We start from the raw sequence: 21,510 nt of genomic DNA on the forward strand, positions 1-21,510 counted from the left end.
TCTTTCCTTTCCATTATGATAAAATATTATTTTTTAATAATTCAATATGTTATTTTTATTATGGTTGGTAGATACCGACACCTAAATCGTTTTCTTTACGGGTTCTTGAGATTACAGACATAGGAGATTCACTCACACGCAGATCCATTTCATCCTCGGTACGCACAACTTTACCTCTTAATGAATTTGGATAAACATCGGTAATTTCAACATCAACAAATTTACCAATCATATTAGGATGACCTTCAAAGTTAACAATACGATTATTCTCAGTTCTGCCCGTTAGTTCCATCAGATCTTTCTTAGATGGTCCTTCGACTAAAATGCGTTGCACGGTATTTAGCATACGACGGCTAAATTGCATTGCTTGTTGATTGATACGTTCTTGTAGGATATAAAGACGTTGTTTTTTCTCGTCTTCAGAAACGTTATCTTCCATTTCTGCCGCTGGTGTACCAGGGCGTGCAGAATAGACAAAGCTATAGCTTAAGTCAAAATTGACATCAGCAATTAATTTCATGGTTTGTTCAAAATCTTCTTGTGTTTCACCCGGGAATCCAACAATAAAATCAGAACTAATTTGAATGTCTGGACGGACTTTGCGTAGTTTTCGGATAATTGATTTGTATTCAAGTGCCGTATGCGTACGTTTCATTAAATTTAAAACACGATCCGATCCACTTTGCACTGGTAGATGTAAAAAGTTAACTAATTCAGGCGTATCACGATAAACATCGATAATATCATCAGTAAACTCAATTGGATGACTGGTTGTAAAACGAATACGATCAATACCATCAATGGCAGCGACTAACCGAAGTAGTTCTGCAAATGAACAAATATCGCCATCGAAGGTTGGTCCTCGATAAGCATTGACATTTTGACCAAGCAGATTAACTTCACGCACACCTTGTTCTGCCAGTTGAGCTATTTCATAAATTACATCGTCACAAGGTCGGCTCACTTCTTCACCACGGGTATAAGGTACCACACAATAGGTACAATATTTATTACAGCCTTCCATAATCGAGACAAACGCTGTCGGACCTTCACTGCGAGGTTCAGGTAAGCGATCAAACTTTTCAATTTCAGGAAAGCTTACATCGACAACATGATTTCCTTTTCCACTTCGAATTTGCTCTATCATTTCCGGTAAACGGTGAAAAGTCTGCGGACCGAAAATAATATCGACAAAAGGTGCACGTTTACGAATATGCGCACCTTCTTGAGAAGCCACACATCCACCAACCCCAATGATAATTTCGGGATTATGTTGTTTTAAATTTTTCCAACGTCCTAATTGATGAAAAACTTTTTCTTGCGCTTTTTCTCGAATCGAGCAAGTATTTAATAATAAAATATCTGCTTCTTCTGCGTTGTCTGTTAATGTTAAACCGTGGGTGGATTCAAGGAGATCTGCCATTTTGGTTGAATCATATTCATTCATTTGGCAGCCCCAAGTTTTGATATGTAATTTTTTGCTCATCAATAACTCAGCTATATTTAATTGTTAAAATGAAAACGGGTTTAAATCCGCGATTTTAGCGTGCCATATTGTAATCCTTTGTGAATGTAGGGTCTATAATAAAATAATAATTGTTATCTAAAAAAAATAATTTCAATTTAACCTTTTTAATTTATGCTTAAAACAGTTAACATAAAATTACTAATTAATTGTTATATTTTTCATTTTTTTGGATTATAGTTACTACTACTGATTTGTATCATTTGGTTCTACCATAGGATTTTTCAGTATTAACATAGTTGTCAGCAGGAACTACACAAAGTTATGCTACCAACTTGAATGACTAACCATTTGTTAGAATTTCTCGTCAGAACTTATTTTAAATATTTCAAAATGATTTGAATAATTCAGAAATATTTAAACAAAATAAATCCATCTAGTGTAGTCGTTTTTAAGACTATTGCTATTTAGATTTTAAATGACATAATGAGGGCGAGTGACTTAGGTTACTCGTCTTTTTGTAACGATAATCTTTATATTTATTTCAGATGCTCTTAATAACTCTATCAATCAATTAAATATTTTTAATTTTTAGTCACTAAATTACCTTTCATATTTTTATTCTAAATGATATACTACTTAGCAGTTACTAAATGCTTTCTTTATTAAATTAAAGATTGACTTTAGTTAACAGTAGGTGCAAATTTGTTGGAGGACTACAACTAACAATACTTTAGCACTGAATTGACTGGCCATTAAGCTAGATTTTCTCGTTAATATTTGTTGGGATAAATTTAACGAGAAGTAACTCGTTATTTATCAGTAGTCCTCCTTTTTAAAGGAATCGATATAACTGCTAAATACAGTTTATAACATACTCTTTTGGTAGTTTTCAAAGTTCTTCCAATTGAGTGAGAGAGTAACTTCTGTTACTCTCTTTTTTTTAATTTTATGAATATGTTTTCGAATTAAAGCAAAAGCTTTTTTTGCAACGATGCAGAACAGTTATAATTCTTGGTAACTTTTACCATTCACAATAATTTATGTTATTATCCGCCTTAATTTAATTATTGAAAGTGCCTAGATATGTCAAAAACGTTCAGTCCAACAAAACGCCTTTTAGTTAAAGGTATTCTTGCGACTTGTTTATTGTCTGTCACTCGTGTTGGTCTTGCTTCAGCAATGGCACAAATGGTCGCTGTTCGTATTTGGCCTTCCTCTACTTACACACGAATTACGTTAGAATCTAATAGTAAGCTTAAATACAAAAGTGCTGCATTATTTAACCCAGATCGATTAGTGATCGATATTGATAATATCAATTCAAATCCTGTTTTAAAAAGTATTTCATCGAAAGTATTAAGTCACGATCCTTACATCAAATCAATTCAAGTTATCCAGCTGGATGCTAAAACGGTCAGAATCATGATCGAAGCTAAGCAAGGAATAGACCCCAATACTTTTACGTTACCCCCTGTAGCCGAATTTAAAAACCGTTTAGTCATCGATCTTTATCCTTCAAAACAATCTTCAATAACAGATGATGATCCTTTATTAGCACTGTTAGAAGAATATACAAAAGGTGATCTAACCCAACAGCAAGCTGAGATCAAACCACCCATTAATAAAAAGAAAAATAGCCCGATTATTGTGATGCTCGATCCCGGTCATGGCGGTGAAGATCCGGGTGCGATTGGCTATAACAAAACCAGAGAAAAGGATATTGTTTTACAAATTGCACGCAGAACTTTTAATTTATTGAAAAAAGAGCCGAATGTTAAAGTCTATATGACCCGTAATGAAGATGTGTTTATCCCATTGAAAGTACGAGTAGCTAAAGCACGATCTTTACATGCCGATCTTTTTATTTCTATCCATGCAGATGCATTTACCAGTCGATCAGTTAGAGGATCTTCTGTATTTTCATTATCCACCCGAGGGGCGACAAGTTCGGCAGCAAATTATTTGGCTCAAACACAAAATAATGCCGATCAAATAGGTGGCGTGAGTCGCAGTGGTGATAAATATTTAGATAATACTATTTTAGATTTAGTCCAAAAAACAACTATTAGCAACGGTGTATTATTAGGTAATGCTATATTAAATCGACTAAAAGGCGTCAATAGTTTACATAAACCTTCACTTGAAAAAGCAGGTTTTGCTGTTTTAAAAGCCCCTGATATTCCTTCTGTTTTGGTGGAAACCGCTTTTATTAGTAATATTAACGAAGAAAAAAAATTAAAAACCGCTTCTTTCCAGAATCAAGTATCAAAAGCGATTGTTAGTGGTATCAAAGATTACCTGAAAAAGCGTAAAAATTAATATTTCTTTCTCAGGTAAGAATTAAAATTATCGTCAATTAACTTTAGTAATAATCGTTAAATATCTATCCGCATTTAATTGTGGAATAGTCAGTTTGATATTCTGTTTAAGTTCGAACCCTTCAGGGATAGGATCTTGTTCACTACCTTTTAAAGCATAAAACGATCCCTGTTGATTTGGTAGATGCTGACACCAAGTGAGCATATCTTGTAATGAAGCAAACGCTCGGCTAATGACACCATCAAACTGTTGTTCGGTATAGTCTTCTATGCGGCTTTGCACCGGATTAATATTATTCAGTTTTAATTCAAATTTTACCTGTTTTAAAAAACGGATACGTTTTCCTAAACTGTCAACTAAATCAAATTGTTTATCCGGATTGATGATCGCTAATGGAATACCAGGTAACCCTGGTCCTGTTCCAACATCAATAAAATGTTCGCCCACTAAATAGGGCGATACCACTAAACTATCCATAATGTGTTTTACTAACATTTCGTTGGGATCACGCACAGCAGTTAAATTATAGGCTTTATTCCACTTATTCAGCATTTCAACATACTCAATAAGCAGATCAATTTGCTGATCTGTGATCAAAAGATCTGTTTGATCAATAAGATTAGTGAGTTTCTTTTTTAACATAATTCTTCTTTTTTAAATAAACTAATAACATTGATATTGCCGCTGGTGTTATGCCTGAAATACGTGAAGCTTGCCCGATCGATACTGGTTTATGCTGTTTCAATTTAGCGACAACTTCGTTTGATAATCCAGAAATTTCAGCATAATCAATATGCTCAGGAATTAATGTTTCTTCGTTACGTTTTTGGCGCTCGATTTCTTCAATTTGAAGTTTAATATATCCATCATATTTAACTTGAATTTCAACTTGTTCTGCAGCACTAGGATCAGTTAATCCAGGCGCAAATAGTGATAATGATTTCAATGTGTTATAGCTCATTTCAGGGCGTTTAAGTAACTCTTCACCATTTGCTTCTTTGGTTAAATTAGCACTTAAAACGGCATTCACTTCATCAATAGTTTCAATATGTGGATGCACCCATATATCGCGTAAACGTGCTCTTTCTTGTTCTATCGCTTCAAATTTTTCGTTAAATTTTTGCCAACGATAATCATCAACCATGCCTAGCTTACGACCAATTTCAGTTAAGCGAATATCAGCGTTATCTTCACGTAACATCAAACGATATTCAGCACGAGAAGTAAACATTCGGTAAGGTTCATTGGTGCCTAACGTACAAAGATCATCAACCAGTACACCTAAATAAGCTTGATCACGCGTTGGATACCATTGATCTTGATCATAAACAAACCGTGCGGCATTTAAACCTGCTAACATGCCTTGAGCTGCTGCCTCTTCATACCCTGTTGTCCCATTAATTTGTCCAGCTAAAAATAGCCCTTTGATCACTTTACTTTCAAGTGTAGGTTTGAGATCACGAGGATCAAAATAATCATATTCGATCGCATACCCGGGTCTGATGATATTAGCATTTTCAAGACCTTTCATACTACGTACAAAAGCAAGTTGCGTATCAAATGGTAAACTGGTTGAGATCCCATTTGGGTATATTTCGTTACTATCTAATCCTTCTGGCTCTAAATAGATCTGATGAGAATTGCGATCTGAAAAACGCATAATTTTGTCTTCAATTGAAGGACAATATCTTGGACCTACGCCTTCAATCACCCCTGTGTACATTGGACTTCGATCTAAGCTATTACGAATGATCTCATGTGTCGTTTCGTTTGTGCTTGTTATATAACATGGGATCTGTTTTGGGTGCTGATTAGCATTACCTAAAAACGAAAATACCGGAACAGGATCATCTCCATATTGTGTACCTAATTTAGAAAAATCAATTGTTTGGGCATCAATACGCGGTGGTGTACCTGTTTTTAATCTTCCCATTCTAAATGGGTATTGATGTAATGATTTAGATAGTCCAATTGAGGCAGGATCCCCTGTTCTTCCTCCACTGTAATTATCTAAACCAATATGGATTTTTCCATTTAGAAAAGTGCCAGCCGTTAAGACGACGGCTTTAGCTTTAAAAGAGACGCCCATTTGCGTTTTAACTCCGGTGATCTGATCGTTTTCAATGATCACATCTTCTACGGATTGTTGAAAGAGCATTAAGTTTTCTTGGTTTTCAAGTGTTGTTCTGATCACTTTTCGATAAAGCGATCGATCCGCTTGTGCACGTGTTGCTCTGACCGCTGGACCTTTACTGCTATTAAGGATCCTAAATTGGATCCCTGCAAGATCAATCGCATGAGCCATTAATCCGCCCATGGCATCGATTTCTTTTACCAAGTGACCTTTACCAATACCACCTATAGCAGGATTACAGGACATTTGTCCTAATGTATTGATATTATGGGTTAAAAGTAGTGTTTTGCGGCCCATTCTTGCTGATGCCATGGCAGCTTCTGTGCCAGCATGACCGCCGCCGACAATAATGACATCAAAAAGATCTGGATAAAACATATAAAGCCTCGTTGTTATTTTCTATGAAGATGATTGTTAGTTCAGACATGTTGTTTTGATCTAAATTAGCGTTAGCGATTTTACTCATCTTTTTGAATACGTCAAATGATCTAATTTGATCGCCATTTAAATTAAATAAGATCTTTTATGTGATCTTTTTATTTTTATTACTACTAGAGTGGATCCTTTCTGTTGATAACTGGATATAGTAATTATTTTATAGGATCTTATTGATCCTGTAACACTGTTAATTGATCGGATCTTTGTTGATCTAAACTTGTTGATAATTAGCTTAGTTATCCACAATTGGTTTTGTCATTTAGGTTATTAATAGCCTTATCACAGCTTATTACTTTCTTTTAGCACAGAGTTATCCACAAAAATATATTTTGATTGCTTATTTTTTGGTCTTTTTGTTGGCTGTTTTTTAATAGTTTACTGATAAAATATATCGAGGGTTTTTTGAATAACGATTTTTTATTTTTTTAAATTGTTCCTTTTTTATAAAATTCTTTTATTTTTACAAAAGCAAATTTATACTTAACTAGATTAATTTTTTAGTGTGAGGTTACTTTATTACTCTTTCACAATTACCGTTGCCTTTTTCATTACCAAATAGTGAAACTTTCGACAGTTTTTATATAGGTGATAATCAATTATTACTTGATTCATTGCAAACTTTATTGGTTAAGCAAGGTTTCAATGTATTTTATATGTGGTCGGCAAGTGCTGCTGGTCGTACTCATCTATTGCATGCCTCAAGTCAAAATAAACTGGCTAGTTATATTCCTTTAAAACAGTATTTCCACCTTGTTCCCGAAATTTTACAAGGGTTGGATAATTATGATTTAGTTTGTTTAGATGATATTGATGCTATTGCAGGCAATCGGGATTGGGAAGAAGCTATTTTTGATTTATTTAACCGTCTGACTGAAAAAAATATTAGTAAATTATTGATTACTGCCAGTGCACCCCCTAAACAGGTTTCTTTTATATTGCCTGATTTGGTATCACGACTTAGTTGGGGGCAAGTTTATCAATTAAAAGAATTAAGTGATGATGATAAGCTTAAGGCGTTACAACTACGAGCCCAATTAAGCGGTTTTGAATTATCGACTGAAGTTGGATTATTTTTATTAAAGCGTGTCCATCGTGATATGCGTACCCTGTTTTCTTTGTTAGAAAAGTTTGAAGTAGCAACATTAGCGGAACAACGTAAGTTAACGATTCCTTTTATTAAAAATATTTTGGATTTGTAATATGAGTAATAAGCCTGAAGCTATCGTTTTTTTTGATTTAGATGGGACTTTATTTAATAGTCAAATAGAGGTTTTAGCAAGTTCAGTTGAGGCAATAAGAAAGCTAAAGCAAAATAATATTATTCCAATGCTTGCAACAGGTCGTACACCTTGTGAAGTGACCGATTTAATGAAAAAATTGTCGATTGATTCTATTATCGGTATGAATGGGCAAATTGTTCTATATAAAGGCGAGAAAGTTTTTACGAATAATATCGATAAAGATTTAATCGCCAGAATGTATCAGTTTTCAAAACAGCAAATGAATATTCCTTTAGCTTTTTATAATGATGAAATAATGCGTATTTCTGAGTGTACTCAAGCCGCAAAAACGTTTTATCACTATCTTAAACAACCTATTCCCCCTGTTGATGATCTGCTTTATCTAAACGAACCGATTCAAATGATGTTATTGTTGTGCGAAGAAGGTGAATCTGTTTATCGTGATGCTTTTCCGGAATTAACGTTTATACGTAACACGCCATATTGCGTTGATGTTTTTAATCATGGTGGATCTAAAGGTAACGGTATTAATCAGTTATTGCAAAAAAAAGGATTCACTGATGTGCCAACTTACGCATTTGGTGATGGGATGAATGATTTTGAGATGTTTACAACCGTTAATCACCCGATAGCAATGGCTAATGCTGTGGACAAATTAAAAGAGCAAGCTGAATTTGTCACTGATTCCAATGATAATGATGGGATTGCAAAAGCCCTAAAAAAATTTGGTTTGATTTAAATATTGTTACTGATAAATCACCCCTAAAGATACAGCTTGGTTTGCACCAGTCACTTCTGGAATATTCGACGGAATATTATTAAGTCGACAATAGGCAAGCCAAGCGAATGCTATTGCTTCCATATCATCACTGTTTATTCCTTTTTCACTAGTAGTTAACACGTTCCAATTAGGCAATAACGCAGATAGTCTTTGCATGATAAGTGGATTTTTTGCGCCTCCACCACACACTAAAAGTTCACATGGCAATTCTGTATTAATGGATAATTTTATTATTTCTTGCACGATAGATAATGCAGTTAATTCAACCAGTGTTGCTTGAATATCTTCAGATTTTAATGTGATACCTGTCAATTTTTGACGTAACCAAGATAGGTTAAACAGTTCTCGTCCTGTGCTTTTAGGGGCGGGTAATTGAAAATAATCTTCATTTAATAATTTAGTGAGAAGTTTGGTATCCATTTTTCCTGTTTTTGCCCATTTAGCATCGTTATCATAATTTTTACCAAGACAAGCCTTTATCCAACCGTCAAGCAATACATTACCCGGTCCGGTATCGTAACCGATGACGGGCTGATGTGGAATAAGTACCGTGATATTGCTTATTCCACCAATATTTAATATCACACGATTAATTGATGGATTTTCAAGTTGTGATTTATGAAAAGCAGGCACTAAAGGTGCGCCTTGTCCACCATAAGCAATATCTTTTCGTCTAAAATCAGCGATGGTAGTAATGCCTGTTAGGGCGGCAATGATATTGGCATCGCCAATTTGCATCGTAAAAGGGTTTGCACCTAATGGTGAATGGTAAATAGTTTGTCCATGACATCCAATTGCTTTAATTTTATTACGTTCTATTTTATGGTGTGTTAAAAATTGATTCACATGATGGGCATAAATTAAGCCTAACTGATGATCCAGTTCACCTAAATCTTGTAATGAAGTCTGTTTGGTTTCACAAAGGGTCAGTAATTGTTGTTTAATATCATCTGGCAGCGAATAACATTTGCTGGCTATTGATTTAACTTTTCCTGCGGTAATATCAACTAAAGCAATATCTACCCCATCCATGCTGGTACCTGACATAATACCAATATATAAATTGTGCATAATACTAACCTTGTCGTATGATTTGGCCGGTTTTTATATCCTTAATTTCAGAAGGTGAAGCCCTGTGTCCGGTTTCACCTTGTAAAATAGGAAACTGTTCACCAAATTGTAATGCAACTTCGTTTGCGGTAAAACAAGGCGGATAATTTGAAAGATTCGCACTTGTTGAAACTAAAGGTTTACCAAATAGGTTGCATAATGTACATACCAATGGATGATCAGTAACACGTACTGCAATCGAATCAAATTGTCCGGTTAAAAATTGTGGGGTATTTTTATTCTTAGGAAAAATCCAAGTAACCGCACCTGGCCAACTGGTAAGAGCTAACTGTTTTTGTTGATAGGTCAAGGCTGACTCATCGATGTAAGGAATAAGTTGATCATAATGGCTGGCAATGAGAATTAAACCTTTTTCAATGGGACGGCGTTTTAAATCAAGCAGTTTCATTACTGCGGTTTGACAATCAGGATCGCATCCTAATCCAAAAACGGATTCGGTTGGATAAGCAACAACTTCGCCTTTTTTTAGCAAGTCATCAATTTCTTTTATTGATAATAAATTTACCATTTACAGTTGGATATAGAATTATAGGATATGAAAATCATATTAAACCGAGGTGTATTGAATTGCAAATTGGCTCTGTCTATTGTGAAATATTGTTGATACACGAAGTAAAAATCAAAGTTAACAAGGTTACTTGATTATTGCCAATTCATTTGAGGAAAATATTGAACGGTTAATTCAACCATCTGTTGCATATTAATGATATGCAATCTTTTATCAATAAACGGATCAAGTCCACGCGCTGTTATATCATTATCTAAAATATAACAATGTTGAGTTTTTTCTAAAATAGCATTAAGAACAGGAGTATTTTGTAACGCAACAAATACGCCATTTTGCCAAAATAAGACCGCATCTTGGGCACAGATAAGTTGTGGATCGATTATTGATTGGTTATCCGTTGAAATAGTATGTAGCATGTTTTTTCACTTATTATGTCAAGACATGATATTAAAGTTAAAATTTACTCAAAAATTGAGTTAATTTTGGTTAGTACATCTTTAAAGGTTATTAGTATATAATAACAACTATTTATTAAGCAAAATATCTGTTATGAAACCTATTATTTTAGCCGACGAACAACAAACCATCTTCTTTGGAAAGCAGTTAGCAAAGCATTGTTTAAGTTATTTATTGAATAATAGTACAATAGTCATTTATTTAATTGGTGAGCTTGGTGCTGGAAAAACAACATTTAGTCGTGGTTTTTTACAACAATTAGGGCATGTTGGTAATGTAAAAAGTCCAACTTATACCTTAGTAGAATCATATCAATTTGATGATTTTTCAGTTTATCATTTCGACTTATATAGGCTTTATGATCCAGAAGAACTTGAGTTTATGGGGATTCGTGAATATTTTGCTTCGCGATCTATTTCTTTAATAGAGTGGCCACAGCAAGCACAAGGTATTTTGCCAATTGCAGATATCGAAGTTCATTTAAACTATTTAAAACTTGAACGCACAGCGACTTTATTGGCAAAAACGGAAAAAGGTCAAGCTATTATTAATCAACTACACTTAGCGAATACATGATGAAAAAATTATTTACTTTTGTGATGTTATTGTTGCTTTGCAGTTCTGCTTATGCTGCTAAAGTGGTGATTGCTGTTGATGCAGGACATGGTGGCAAAGATTCAGGTGCGATAGGTAAAAATAAATTATATGAAAAGACCGTAACCCTTTCTATTGCTAAAAAACTGACAACTTTACTCAATAACGATCCAAAATTTAAAGGTGTATTAACTCGAACCAGTGATAATTTTATTTCGGTATCCAAACGTTCAGAGATTGCGCGTAATAGTAAAGCTAATTTGCTTATATCAATCCATGCTGATGCAGCGCCGAATCGTAGTGCTACTGGTGCTTCAGTGTGGGTATTATCAACTAAGCGAGCTGATACTGAACTTGGGCGTTGGATTGAGCAAGAGGAAAAACAGTCACAATTATTAGGTGGCGCAGGCGATGCACTGAGCGATGGTCATGATGCTCATTTAAGTCAAGCGGTACTCGATTTGCAATTTTCTTATTCACAACGTGTAGGCTATGAGTTAGCGACCCAAGTGTTAAAAGCGATGAACGGTACAATCAAATTGCATAAAAATAAACCTGAACATGCAAGTTTAGGTGTATTGCGATCCCCAGATATTCCATCAATTTTAATTGAAGTTGGTTTTATATCAAATGTGGGGGAAGAAAAATTAATTGGTAGTAGTGCGCATCAAGATAAAATTGCCAAAGCAATTTATCTAGGTATAAAAAATTATGTAAAGCAAAATCCTAAGTTTGGAGAAAGACATTAATGGCTATTCATATTCTATCACCTCAGTTAGCAAATCAAATTGCAGCTGGCGAAGTGGTAGAGCGTCCGGCATCGGTTATTAAGGAATTAATTGAAAATAGTTTAGATGCTGGTAGTACGCAAATTGATATTGATTTGGAACAGGGTGGATGTAAATTAATCCGCGTTCGAGATAATGGTTGTGGAATTAATAAGAGTGAATTAGCCTTAGCGTTAGCTCGTCATGCAACAAGTAAAATTAATACTTTAGACGACTTGGAGGCGATTGTAAGTCTGGGATTTAGAGGAGAAGCGCTTGCTAGTATTAGTTCAGTTTCTCGATTAACGTTAACTTCTCGTACTGCTGAACAATCTGAAGCCTGGCAAGTTTATGCTGAAGGTCGTGATATGTCCCCCACCATTAAACCTGCAGCACATCCAGTGGGTTCAACAGTTGAAGTGTTGGATCTATTTTATAATACACCTGCTAGACGTCGCTTTTTGAAAACCGAAAAAACGGAATTTATGCATATTGAAGAGTTTATCAGACGTATTGCGTTGGCGCGTCCTGATGTGACATTTAACTTGCAACATAATGGTAAATTAGTTAAACAATATCGTGCATCTGAGTTAGATAAGCGCGTTGAATCAGTGTGTGGTCGTGCTTTCATTCAAAAAGCAGTAAAGTTAGATTGGCAACATGATGATTTGTTGATTCAAGGATGGGTTGCTAGTAATGAAGTTAGCGATCTACAATATTTTTATGTTAATGGGCGCGTAATTAAAGATAAATTACTCAATCATGCTTTACGACAAGCTTATGTAAACCGAACGAACGAACAACAAAGTTATGTTGTTTTTTTACAGCTTGATCCAAAGCAAGTTGATGTCAATGTTCATCCAGCTAAACATGAAGTTCGTTTTCATGAGGCTAGACTTGTTCATGATTTTGTTTATCAAGCTATTGTTATGGCACTGGAGTCGTCAGTTGAATCCACATTACCTTTAGAAGATAACCAAACTAAAATCGCTTTTACACCGAATAGACAAGCGGCGGGTGATAATATTTTCAATCGACAAACCAACCCGTTACCTTATTCTACGAATAAGCCATTTCCTCAAAAGATAACCAATAATGTAAAAGAAAATAATGCGCTGTACGGACAACTTGTTAATGTTGATGCTCAGCAAAACCGTCAGAATCAAGAGCAAAAACAACAGATTGATTTACCACAGGATCATCACATTACTGAACCACAAAAAGCGGTGATTGAAACTTTATTCCCGAAACGAACAACTCCTTTACAGTCATCATTACAACACCAATTTGATAGTTCATCATTAGTCCAATTTGGTCGAGTTTTAACTGTTATTCAACCTGATATTGCATTACTGGAAAAATATGAAGACAGTGAGCAAAAACTAATGTTAATGAAGCTACCTGTTGCAAAGCAAAAAGTGAATGCGATTAAATTATTATCGCAAGAATCTGAAAAATTACTGATTCCATTAACAATTTTAATTAATCGCAAAGAAGAGCAAGTTCTTACGCACTATAAAGCACAATTAACCTTTTTAGGCTTCGATTTTTATTTTGAAAAAGCAAAATTACATTTGCAAAACGTTCCTAAAATGTTACGTACGACAAATTGGCAACAGTTATTACCTGCTTTAATTTCTTTTTTATCTGCTGAAAATACAACTATCGATCCTACTCAAATTGCCAGTTGGTTAGCTATTGAATGCGAAGATAACAGTATGGTCAGTTGGAGTGTCGCTAACGTAATTCAATTGCTTGCTCAATTAGAACAGATAGATATTAAACTATTAAATCAAGAAACGTTTTTATACCCTATTGATATTCAAACTATTACGCAATCAATTTTATTATGAGTAAACCAAAAATTATTTCGTTAATGGGGCCAACTGCATCAGGTAAAACTGCCTTTGCTATGGCACTTTATGATCGTTATCCTATTGATATAATTAGTGTGGATTCTGCGCTTATTTATCGTGGGATGAATATTGGCACAGCAAAACCAACACAATCGGAATTACAAATATACCCTCATAAATTAATTGATATCTGTGATCCGTCTGAAAGTTATTCTGCTGCAAATTTTCGGTCTGATGCGATTTCAGCAATTGAAAACACCTTGAATAATGGTCGAATTCCACTATTAGTGGGGGGAACAATGCTCTATTTCAAAGCTTTAATTGAGGGACTTTCACCTCTGCCAGCAGCGAATAGTGAAATACGTCAGCAAATTGAAGAAAAAGCCAATAAATATGGTTGGCAGTCAATTCACGAAGAGTTAAAAAAAGTCGATCCCGTTTCGGCAAGTAGAATTCATCCTAATGATCCACAGCGTCTTAATCGTGCTTTGGAAGTTTATTTAATTTCCGGAAAAAGTTTAACTGAATTGACACAACATAGTGGAGAACTATTACCTTACGATATTATGCAATTTGCCATTATGCCACCAGATAGAGCGGAGTTGCATCAACGTATTGAACAACGTTTTTTACAAATGTTAGAACTTGGCTTTGAAGATGAAGTTAAACGATTAATGGAACGTGGAGATTTACATCCAAATTTACCTTCTATACGTTGTGTCGGTTATCGTCAAATGTGGGAATATTTAAGTGGTGAAATAAGTTATGATGAAATGGTCTTTAAAGGGATTTGTGCCACACGGCAATTAGCGAAAAGACAGATTACCTGGCTAAGGGGCTGGAAGCAACCAATCACATGGTTAAATGGGAATAATATGGATTCTGTTTTCCAAAATATATAATGATGTCAATTGTTTTAATTTTCTTTTTTAACCTTTTAAGTTAAAATAGAAAATTGCATTTTCTTAAAATTTTTTGGATAATTGTCAAGATTCGGTATAATTTTTGTATTTTTTAGTTTAAATACATTAAAATTTTAGTTATTTGTGCATTAATCGCTTTTCGTTAGTTTTATAGCGATGCTTTTTATGTTATTTTGATAATACAGAAGTATCTTATGTCGCATTAAATATTATTTTTTGCGTTTACAATTATTTTATCTTCATTATTATTTCATCTATAAAGGATAAACTCATGTCAAAAGGGCAGTCATTACAAGATCCTTATTTAAATTTGCTTCGTCGCGAGCATATTCCTGTCTCAATTTATTTAGTCAATGGGATCAAATTACAAGGTCAAATTGAATCATTCGATCAATTTGTTATTTTATTAAAGAATACGGTAAGCCAAATGGTTTACAAACATGCTATTTCAACAGTCGTACCATCAAGACCTATTTCAGGATTGGTATCTCAGCCTGAAGAGGAAACTGAAAGCTGATAATTTCAGTGGAGAGTTCGATTGTTTGAACGATATAAAGGTGGTGAATCCGCCTTATTAGTGCATGTGTTCTTTCCCCAAGAAAGCGATATTGAGGATCTTAAAGAGTTTGAAATATTAGTTTCTTCAGCTCAGATAGATATTCTCGATATCGTGACAACTTCAAGAAAGGCGCCTCAAGCCAAATATTTTATTGGCGAAGGTAAAGCAATTGAAATCGCTGAAAAAGTGAAAGAATTAGATGCCTCTGTTATTTTAGTCAATCATACCCTAACGCCTACCCAAGAACGAAACCTCGAAAAATTGTGTGAATGTCGTGTTATCGATAGAACTGGATTGATTCTTGATATTTTTGCACAACGTGCAAGAACCCATGAAGGAAAATTACAAGTTGAATTAGCTCAATTACAGTATTTATCAACACGTTTAGTTCGTGGTTGGACTCATCTTGAGCGACAAAAAGGGGGAATTGGGTTAAGAGGCCCAGGCGAAACTCAATTAGAAACCGATAGGCGATTAATTCGTCATCGTATTCAATTAATATTATCTAAACTTGCCAAAGTTGAAAAACAGCGCAATCAAAACAGACAATCTCGAAATAAAGCAGATATTCCGACTGTATCTTTAGTGGGTTATACTAATGCCGGTAAATCAACACTGTTTAACGCATTAACACAAGCGGATGTCTATGCCGCAGATCAGTTATTTGCAACACTTGATCCCACTTTACGCCGAATAGTTGTTGATGATGTAGGCGAAGTCGTGCTGGCTGACACGGTTGGTTTTATACGCCATTTACCGCATGATCTTATTGCTGCATTTAAAGCAACCTTGCTTGAAACTCAAGAAGCAGCCTTATTATTACACATTGTTGATGCCGCTGATCCCAACTTTTTAGATAACATGCAAGCGGTTGAAGAGGTTTTGTTGGAAATAGACGCTGATGAAATTCCAACACTATTAGTCATGAATAAAATTGATTTAATCGAAGATAAACAGCCAAGTATTGATCGTGATTCAAATGGTGTACCAATTCGTGTTTGGATTTCTGCTGAAAATGGTTTAGGATTAGATCTCTTATTTACGGCATTAACAGAAAGACTTGCTAGGCAAATTCAAGTTTGCCAATTAAACTTACCAATTCATTTAGCAAAACTAAGAAGCCGTTTATATCAGCTAAATGCAGTTGAACACGAAGTAATTAATAGCGATGGTAGCTTCCATTTAGATGTAAGAATGCCTGCAATTGAATGGAACCGTTTGTGTAAACAAGAGCCAGATCTGTTATACTTTATCAATACGCAAAATAACAACTAATTGTTTAATGGAGCAAATAAAATATGGCGTGGAATCAGCCCGGCAATAACGGACAAGATAACGATCCATGGGGTAATAATAACAAAAAACCATCTAACTTACCTGGCGGTTTTTTTGATAAAATTAATGACCTCTTAAAAAAAGGTAATTCAGGCAACAATGGCGGATCTTCGGCTAATAAATTCCCGCTAAGTGTCATTATTGTTGTCATACTTATCATTTTACTCCTTATCTGGGGGGCAAGTGGTTTTTACACCATAAATCAAAGCCAACGTGGTGTAATTACTCGTTTTGGTCAAGTTCAACCTGAAATTATTCAACCCGGATTAAATTGGAGAATACCATTAGTAGACAAAGTTTATCCTGTTGATACTCAAGGTACTAAAAATTTCAATGTAAAAGGATTTATCGTCACGACAGGTGAAAACCTAGTGTTTGTTGAGATGAACGTACAATATCGTATTAATAATCCTTTAAAATATTTATTTAATGTCACAAATGTAGAAGATAGTCTGCGACAAGCGGCTGATAGTGCACTTAGAACCGCTGTCGGTAGTTCAAATATTGACGCAATTATTTCTGATGGACGCTCTGTACTTGAAAGTAGTACTAAAGATGAATTGGTCAATGTGATTACGCATTATGATATGGGTATAAATATTGTTGATTTGAACTTTCAGGTAGCGCGTCCACCAGATGAAGTTCAAGATGCTTATGATGATGCTATCCGTGCTCAAGGTGATAGTGAGCGTGAAATTAAAAAGGCTGAAGCAGATAAAGTCCAAATCGTACAACAAGCAGAAGGTCGCTCAGCGAGAATTTTGGCCGATGCTAATGCTTATAAAGTACGTGTTGAACTTGAAGCTGCGGGTGATGTTGCACGCTTTGAAAAAATCCTACCTCAATATAAAGCAGCACCTGAAATCACTAAAGAACGTTTGTATATTGAAACCATGGAAAGAGTATTAACCAAAACCAATAAAGTTATTGTTAATGATAAAAGTGGTAACATTATGGTATTACCATTAGAAAAGTTATTTCAAAATAAAGAAATGACAAATTCTAATTCACCAACATCATCAAGTATCACGAGTGATTATAATTTTAATGTGTCTTCTGAAGCTGTAAAAAATCAGTCTCAAACGGCATCTGAATCACCAAAAACAAATAACAGTAGTAATAACTCAAACAGCGTAAGAAATACTACGCGGACTATGGGACGTTAAGGAGAAAAATATGAGAAAATTATTAATTCCTATAGTTTTAATATTAATTGGTGTATATATTTCAAGCGTTTATGTTATTGAAGAAGGTACACGAGGTGTTGTTTTAAGATTCAATAAAATCATTGGATTATCTGAACCTGGTTTACATTTTAAAATCCCGGGCATGGATACAGTTAAAGTAATTGATGCTAAAATTCAAACGACTAATAGCTCTAATAACAATAAAGAACAACGATTTTTTAATGTGCAAAAGAAAGAATTAATCGTCGACTATTTTGTGCAATGGAAAATTATTGATTTCAATCGTTATTATGAAACAGTCGCTGGTGGTAATAATGTCGAAGATTTATTATTAGCAAGACTAAACGGTCGTTTACGTGCTGAGATTGGTAAATTAAGTAATAAAGATATTATCAATGATTCTAATGCGGATACACAATCTCGTAATTCTTTGATGAATCGCGTTAAAGATGCGCTAAATGGCGGTGTTCAAGAAGTAACTGAAAATGTATCATCGGATGAACATAAAGAAATAGAAAGTAATAAAACAAGCTTACGTGCATTTGGTGTTGAAGTTATCGATGTGCGAATTAAGCAAATTAACTTTCCTGCTGAAGTTTCAGGCTCTATCTATGCCAGAATGCGAGCTGAACGTGAAGTTATTGCACGAGATAAACGTTTTGAAGGTGTAAGAAAAGCCGAAGAGACTCGAGCAGAAGCGACATTACAAGAAACAAAAATACTTTCGGAAGCTGAACGTCAATCACGTGCGATTCGTGGTGAAGGTGATGCCATTGCAGCTAAACTTTATGCGGATGCTTTTGGTAAAGACAGAGAATTTTTTAGTTTTATTCGAAGTTTAAAAGCTTATGAACAAAGTTTTTCTGGTAATGATGTAATGGTCATTAGTCCAGATAGTGAATTTTTTCAATACATGAAATTAAAATCTAATAACTAACAGAATGAGTAAAAGTCTATGAGTAATAATGTTGTTGTGTTAGGAACACAATGGGGTGATGAAGGCAAAGGTAAAGTTGTTGATTTACTCACAGAAAAAGCAAAATATGTTGTCCGTTATCAAGGTGGACATAATGCAGGACATACATTAGTCATTAATGGTGAGAAAACAGTATTACATCTTATTCCTTCAGGAATATTACGTAATGATGTTATTAGTATCATTGCCAATGGAGTTGTACTTTGTCCTGATGCTTTAATGAAAGAGATGAAAGAGTTAGAAAATAAAGGTATTCCGGTCAAAGAAAGATTACTCATTTCAGAATCATGTCCTTTGATTTTGCCTTATCATATTGCACTGGATCAAGCTCGTGAAAAAGCCCGTGGTAGTAAAGCGATTGGGACAACAGGTCGTGGGATTGGTCCGGCATATGAAGATAAAGTAGCTCGTCGTGGTCTTCGTGTAGGTGATTTACGTGATCGCCAAGCATTTGCAGAAAAATTGAAAGAAGTGATGGAATATCACAACTTCCAATTAGTCAACTATTACAAAGCAGAAGCGGTTGACTACCAAAAAGTGCTAAATGATACATTAGCGATTGCTGATATTTTAATTGCCATGATAGCTGATATTCCAGCACTATTAGAAGAAGCTCGCAAAAAAGGCGAAAGAATTATGTTTGAAGGTGCACAAGGTACATTACTTGATATTGATCATGGTACTTACCCTTTTGTGACTTCATCAAATACTACTGCTGGTGGGGTAGCAACGGGTTCTGGTTTCGGACCTCGTTATGTCGGTTATGTTTTGGGAATTGTAAAAGCTTATTCTACTCGTGTTGGCGCGGGTCCTTTTCCAACCGAACTTTTCGATGAGGTTGGCGAATATCTTTGTAAACAAGGGAATGAATTTGGTGCTACAACAGGACGCCGTCGCCGTACAGGATGGCTTGATGCGGTCGCTGTTAGAAAAGCAGTGCAACTTAATTCAGTTTCAGGTTTCTGTTTAACTAAACTTGATGTATTAGACGGATTAAAAGAAGTTAAAATCTGTGTGGGTTATCAATTACCTAATGGCGATGTGATTAAAAACGCCCCAGCTTCGGCTGAAGAGTGGAGCTTAGTTAAACCTGTTTATGAGTCCATGTCTGGTTGGAGCGAGTCAACTTTTGGTATTAAAAGCTATGATGCTTTGCCACAAGCAGCAAAAGCTTATATTAAAAGGATTGAAGAATTAACCGAGACGCCAATTGATATTATTTCAACTGGTCCTGATCGAAGTGAAACCATGATTCTACGTGATCCATACCAAGCCTAATAATAAATTAATCAAAATCGGGAAATTATCCCGATTTTTTGTTTCTGCAAATAAATAATTGTGGTTGAGGAAAGTATGTCTAAAATAGGAACGCCATTATCGGTAACGGCGACAAAAGTCTTAATTTGTGGTGCAGGCGAACTGGCTAAAGAGGTTGTTATTGAATTACAGCGGTTTGGTTGTGAGGTGATTGCCGTTGATCGTTATGCTAACGCACCTGCAATGCAAGTTGCGCATCGTTACTATATTATCGACATGTTAAATGGTCATGAGCTAAAAAGCGTAATTGAAAAAGAAAAACCAGATTATATCGTGCCAGAAATTGAAGCCATTGCAACAGATACATTAGTAGAATTAGAACAACAAGGTTTTACTGTTATCCCTACCGCAAAAGCAACGCAATTAACGATGGATCGAGAAGGGATTCGTCGTTTAGCCGCTGAAAAATTAAAATTACCGACTTCTCCTTATCGATTTGCGACAAATTTTATAGAGTTTGAAAAAGCCGTTAATGAAATTGGTTTTCCTTGTTTGGTTAAACCTGTGATGAGTTCATCTGGTAAAGGACAATTTTTATTACAAAATAATAGTGACTTAGAATCTGCATGGCGATATGCTCAAGAAGGTGGGCGAGCAGGCAGTGGTAAAGTCATTATTGAAGGTTTTATCGATTTTGATTATGAAATTACCTTATTAACAGTAAGACATATTGATGGCGTATCTTATTGTGAACCGATTGGGCATCGACAAGAAAATGGTGATTATCGTGAATCCTGGCAACCACAATACATGTCTGACCAAGCGCTAAATTTGTCAAAAGAGATTGCATCAAAAATAACGGAAGCGCTAGGAGGTAGAGGATTATTTGGGGTTGAGTTATTTGTAAAAGGTGATCAAGTATGGTTCAGTGAAGTTTCACCTCGTCCTCATGATACCGGAATGGTGACTTTAATATCACAAAATCTTTCCGAATTTTCGTTACATGCAAGAGCTATCTTAGGGTTGCCTATTCCAACGATTGAACAATATGGGGCAAGTGCGTCCGCTGTAATAATGGTAGACGGTGACTCAAATCAAGTTTCTTTTATTCATTTAGCCCAAGCACTACGCGTTGAACAGACCGATTTACGTCTGTTTGGTAAACCTGAGGTTAAAGGGGTAAGAAGAATGGGGGTTGCATTAGCAAGAGCAAATAATATAAACGATGCGATAGATAAAGCTAAACAGGTTACAAATCAGATAAAATTTATACTATAACGCCTTGTTTTGAATAAAAAGCAATCACTCAACCCAAAAATAATAAAAAAACCAAAATAAGGGTTGACGACATCAAGTGAAGTGAGTAACATACGCAACCCTTGAGACAGCAAACTAAATCAACAAAACTTGATGAGGTAAAAAAAGCTGTCAGCTCTTTAAAAAGAAGAAACAGACAATCTGTGTGGGCACTTGCGAGACGAAAGAATAAAGTCTACGGACTGAAAAAATTAAGTCTTGATAAGTGACACTGAAGATTCATTTGAATATGTCAGAAACAGTTATTGAGCATCAAACTTTAA

General features: G+C 35.1%; 18 protein-coding genes and 1 pseudogene. 13 read left to right on the forward strand and 6 right to left on the reverse strand.

Features of this window, described 5'->3' with window-relative positions:
• Positions 1–58 precede the first annotated feature (58 nt).
• Positions 59–1,486, reverse strand: a complete 1,428-nt coding sequence (gene miaB, locus ACGH46_RS04545) for a tRNA (N6-isopentenyl adenosine(37)-C2)-methylthiotransferase MiaB (RefSeq protein WP_267351163.1) — start codon at positions 1,484–1,486, stop codon at positions 59–61.
• A gap of 1,065 nt (positions 1,487–2,551) precedes the next feature.
• Between miaB and ACGH46_RS04550 the strand changes: the two genes are divergently transcribed.
• A complete protein-coding gene (locus ACGH46_RS04550; protein ID WP_411604374.1) occupies positions 2,552–3,787 on the forward strand; it encodes an N-acetylmuramoyl-L-alanine amidase in 1,236 nt (411 codons plus the stop codon).
• A gap of 33 nt (positions 3,788–3,820) precedes the next feature.
• Here the strand turns inward: ACGH46_RS04550 and rsmG are convergent, their stop codons facing one another.
• Together rsmG and mnmG are read right to left on the reverse strand one after the other, a co-directional pair.
• Positions 3,821–4,429: a 16S rRNA (guanine(527)-N(7))-methyltransferase RsmG gene (gene rsmG, locus ACGH46_RS04555; protein ID WP_411604375.1), complete on the reverse strand. Its 609-nt coding sequence runs from the start codon at positions 4,427–4,429 to the stop codon at positions 3,821–3,823.
• On the reverse strand, positions 4,407–6,299 hold the full coding sequence (mnmG, locus tag ACGH46_RS04560) for a tRNA uridine-5-carboxymethylaminomethyl(34) synthesis enzyme MnmG (protein ID WP_411604378.1): 1,893 nt from the start codon (positions 6,297–6,299) through the stop codon (positions 4,407–4,409). The genes rsmG and mnmG overlap by 23 nt, the downstream gene beginning before the upstream one ends.
• 575 nt (positions 6,300–6,874) lie before the next feature.
• Here mnmG and hda point away from each other — a divergent pair.
• Positions 6,875–7,558, forward strand: coding sequence for a DnaA inactivator Hda (gene hda / locus ACGH46_RS04565; protein ID WP_081299048.1), 684 nt, complete (start codon positions 6,875–6,877; stop codon positions 7,556–7,558).
• A gap of 1 nt (position 7,559) precedes the next feature.
• On the forward strand, positions 7,560–8,339 hold the full coding sequence (locus tag ACGH46_RS04570; protein ID WP_267351170.1) for a Cof-type HAD-IIB family hydrolase: 780 nt from the start codon (positions 7,560–7,562) through the stop codon (positions 8,337–8,339).
• Between the two features lie 6 nt (positions 8,340–8,345).
• Here ACGH46_RS04570 and ACGH46_RS04575 read toward each other — a convergent pair whose 3' ends face one another.
• From ACGH46_RS04575 to tusB, 3 genes are all read right to left on the reverse strand, one after another.
• The gene (locus tag ACGH46_RS04575; RefSeq protein WP_411604381.1) at positions 8,346–9,452 is read right to left on the reverse strand and encodes an anhydro-N-acetylmuramic acid kinase; all 1,107 of its coding nucleotides are present in this window, start codon (positions 9,450–9,452) and stop codon (positions 8,346–8,348) included.
• A gap of 4 nt (positions 9,453–9,456) precedes the next feature.
• A complete protein-coding gene (locus ACGH46_RS04580; protein ID WP_411604384.1) occupies positions 9,457–10,020 on the reverse strand; it encodes a Sua5/YciO/YrdC/YwlC family protein in 564 nt (187 codons plus the stop codon).
• A 134-nt stretch (positions 10,021–10,154) separates the two neighbouring features.
• A complete protein-coding gene (gene tusB / locus ACGH46_RS04585) occupies positions 10,155–10,436 on the reverse strand; it encodes a sulfurtransferase complex subunit TusB (RefSeq protein ID WP_065558459.1) in 282 nt (93 codons plus the stop codon).
• A gap of 133 nt (positions 10,437–10,569) precedes the next feature.
• On the opposite strand from tusB, the gene tsaE reads away from it, so the two are divergent.
• The 10 genes and pseudogenes from tsaE (at position 10,570) to purT (ending at position 21,208) form a co-directional block, all read left to right on the forward strand.
• Positions 10,570–11,052, forward strand: a complete 483-nt coding sequence (gene tsaE / locus ACGH46_RS04590) for a tRNA (adenosine(37)-N6)-threonylcarbamoyltransferase complex ATPase subunit type 1 TsaE (protein WP_267351176.1) — start codon at positions 10,570–10,572, stop codon at positions 11,050–11,052.
• Positions 11,053–11,093: 41 nt separating this feature from the next.
• Positions 11,094–11,798, forward strand: a pseudogene (locus ACGH46_RS04595) (N-acetylmuramoyl-L-alanine amidase); the annotation flags it as partial.
• 20 nt (positions 11,799–11,818) lie between these two features.
• Positions 11,819–13,690 carry a DNA mismatch repair endonuclease MutL gene (mutL, locus tag ACGH46_RS04600; protein ID WP_267351179.1) on the forward strand — a complete coding sequence of 624 codons (1,872 nt, stop codon included), beginning with the start codon at positions 11,819–11,821 and terminating at the stop codon, positions 13,688–13,690.
• A complete protein-coding gene (miaA, locus tag ACGH46_RS04605; protein WP_267360538.1) occupies positions 13,687–14,595 on the forward strand; it encodes a tRNA (adenosine(37)-N6)-dimethylallyltransferase MiaA in 909 nt (302 codons plus the stop codon). The genes mutL and miaA overlap by 4 nt, the downstream gene beginning before the upstream one ends.
• Positions 14,596–14,887: 292 nt before the next feature.
• Positions 14,888–15,133, forward strand: a complete 246-nt coding sequence (gene hfq / locus ACGH46_RS04610; RefSeq protein ID WP_220216206.1) for an RNA chaperone Hfq — start codon at positions 14,888–14,890, stop codon at positions 15,131–15,133.
• Between the two features lie 21 nt (positions 15,134–15,154).
• Positions 15,155–16,450 (forward strand): ribosome rescue GTPase HflX, encoded by a 1,296-nt coding sequence (hflX, locus tag ACGH46_RS04615; RefSeq protein ID WP_267360540.1) that lies wholly within the window; start codon positions 15,155–15,157, stop codon positions 16,448–16,450.
• Positions 16,451–16,473: 23 nt separating this feature from the next.
• Entirely contained in the window at positions 16,474–17,676 is a 1,203-nt protein-coding gene (hflK, locus tag ACGH46_RS04620) for an FtsH protease activity modulator HflK (RefSeq protein WP_267360542.1), read from the forward strand.
• Positions 17,677–17,686: 10 nt separating this feature from the next.
• Complete coding sequence (gene hflC / locus ACGH46_RS04625; protein ID WP_267351185.1) at positions 17,687–18,634, forward strand: protease modulator HflC; 948 nt, start codon at positions 17,687–17,689, stop codon at positions 18,632–18,634.
• An 18-nt stretch (positions 18,635–18,652) separates the two neighbouring features.
• Positions 18,653–19,951, forward strand: coding sequence for an adenylosuccinate synthase (locus ACGH46_RS04630; RefSeq protein ID WP_267351187.1), 1,299 nt, complete (start codon positions 18,653–18,655; stop codon positions 19,949–19,951).
• 75 nt (positions 19,952–20,026) lie between these two features.
• Positions 20,027–21,208, forward strand: a complete 1,182-nt coding sequence (gene purT, locus ACGH46_RS04635; protein ID WP_411604386.1) for a formate-dependent phosphoribosylglycinamide formyltransferase — start codon at positions 20,027–20,029, stop codon at positions 21,206–21,208.
• Positions 21,209–21,510: the final 302 nt, after the last annotated feature.

It is taken from the genome of Gilliamella sp. CG22, from assembly GCF_046635725.1.
In the GTDB taxonomy this organism is placed as follows: Bacteria; Pseudomonadota; Gammaproteobacteria; order Enterobacterales; family Orbaceae; genus Gilliamella; species Gilliamella apicola_I.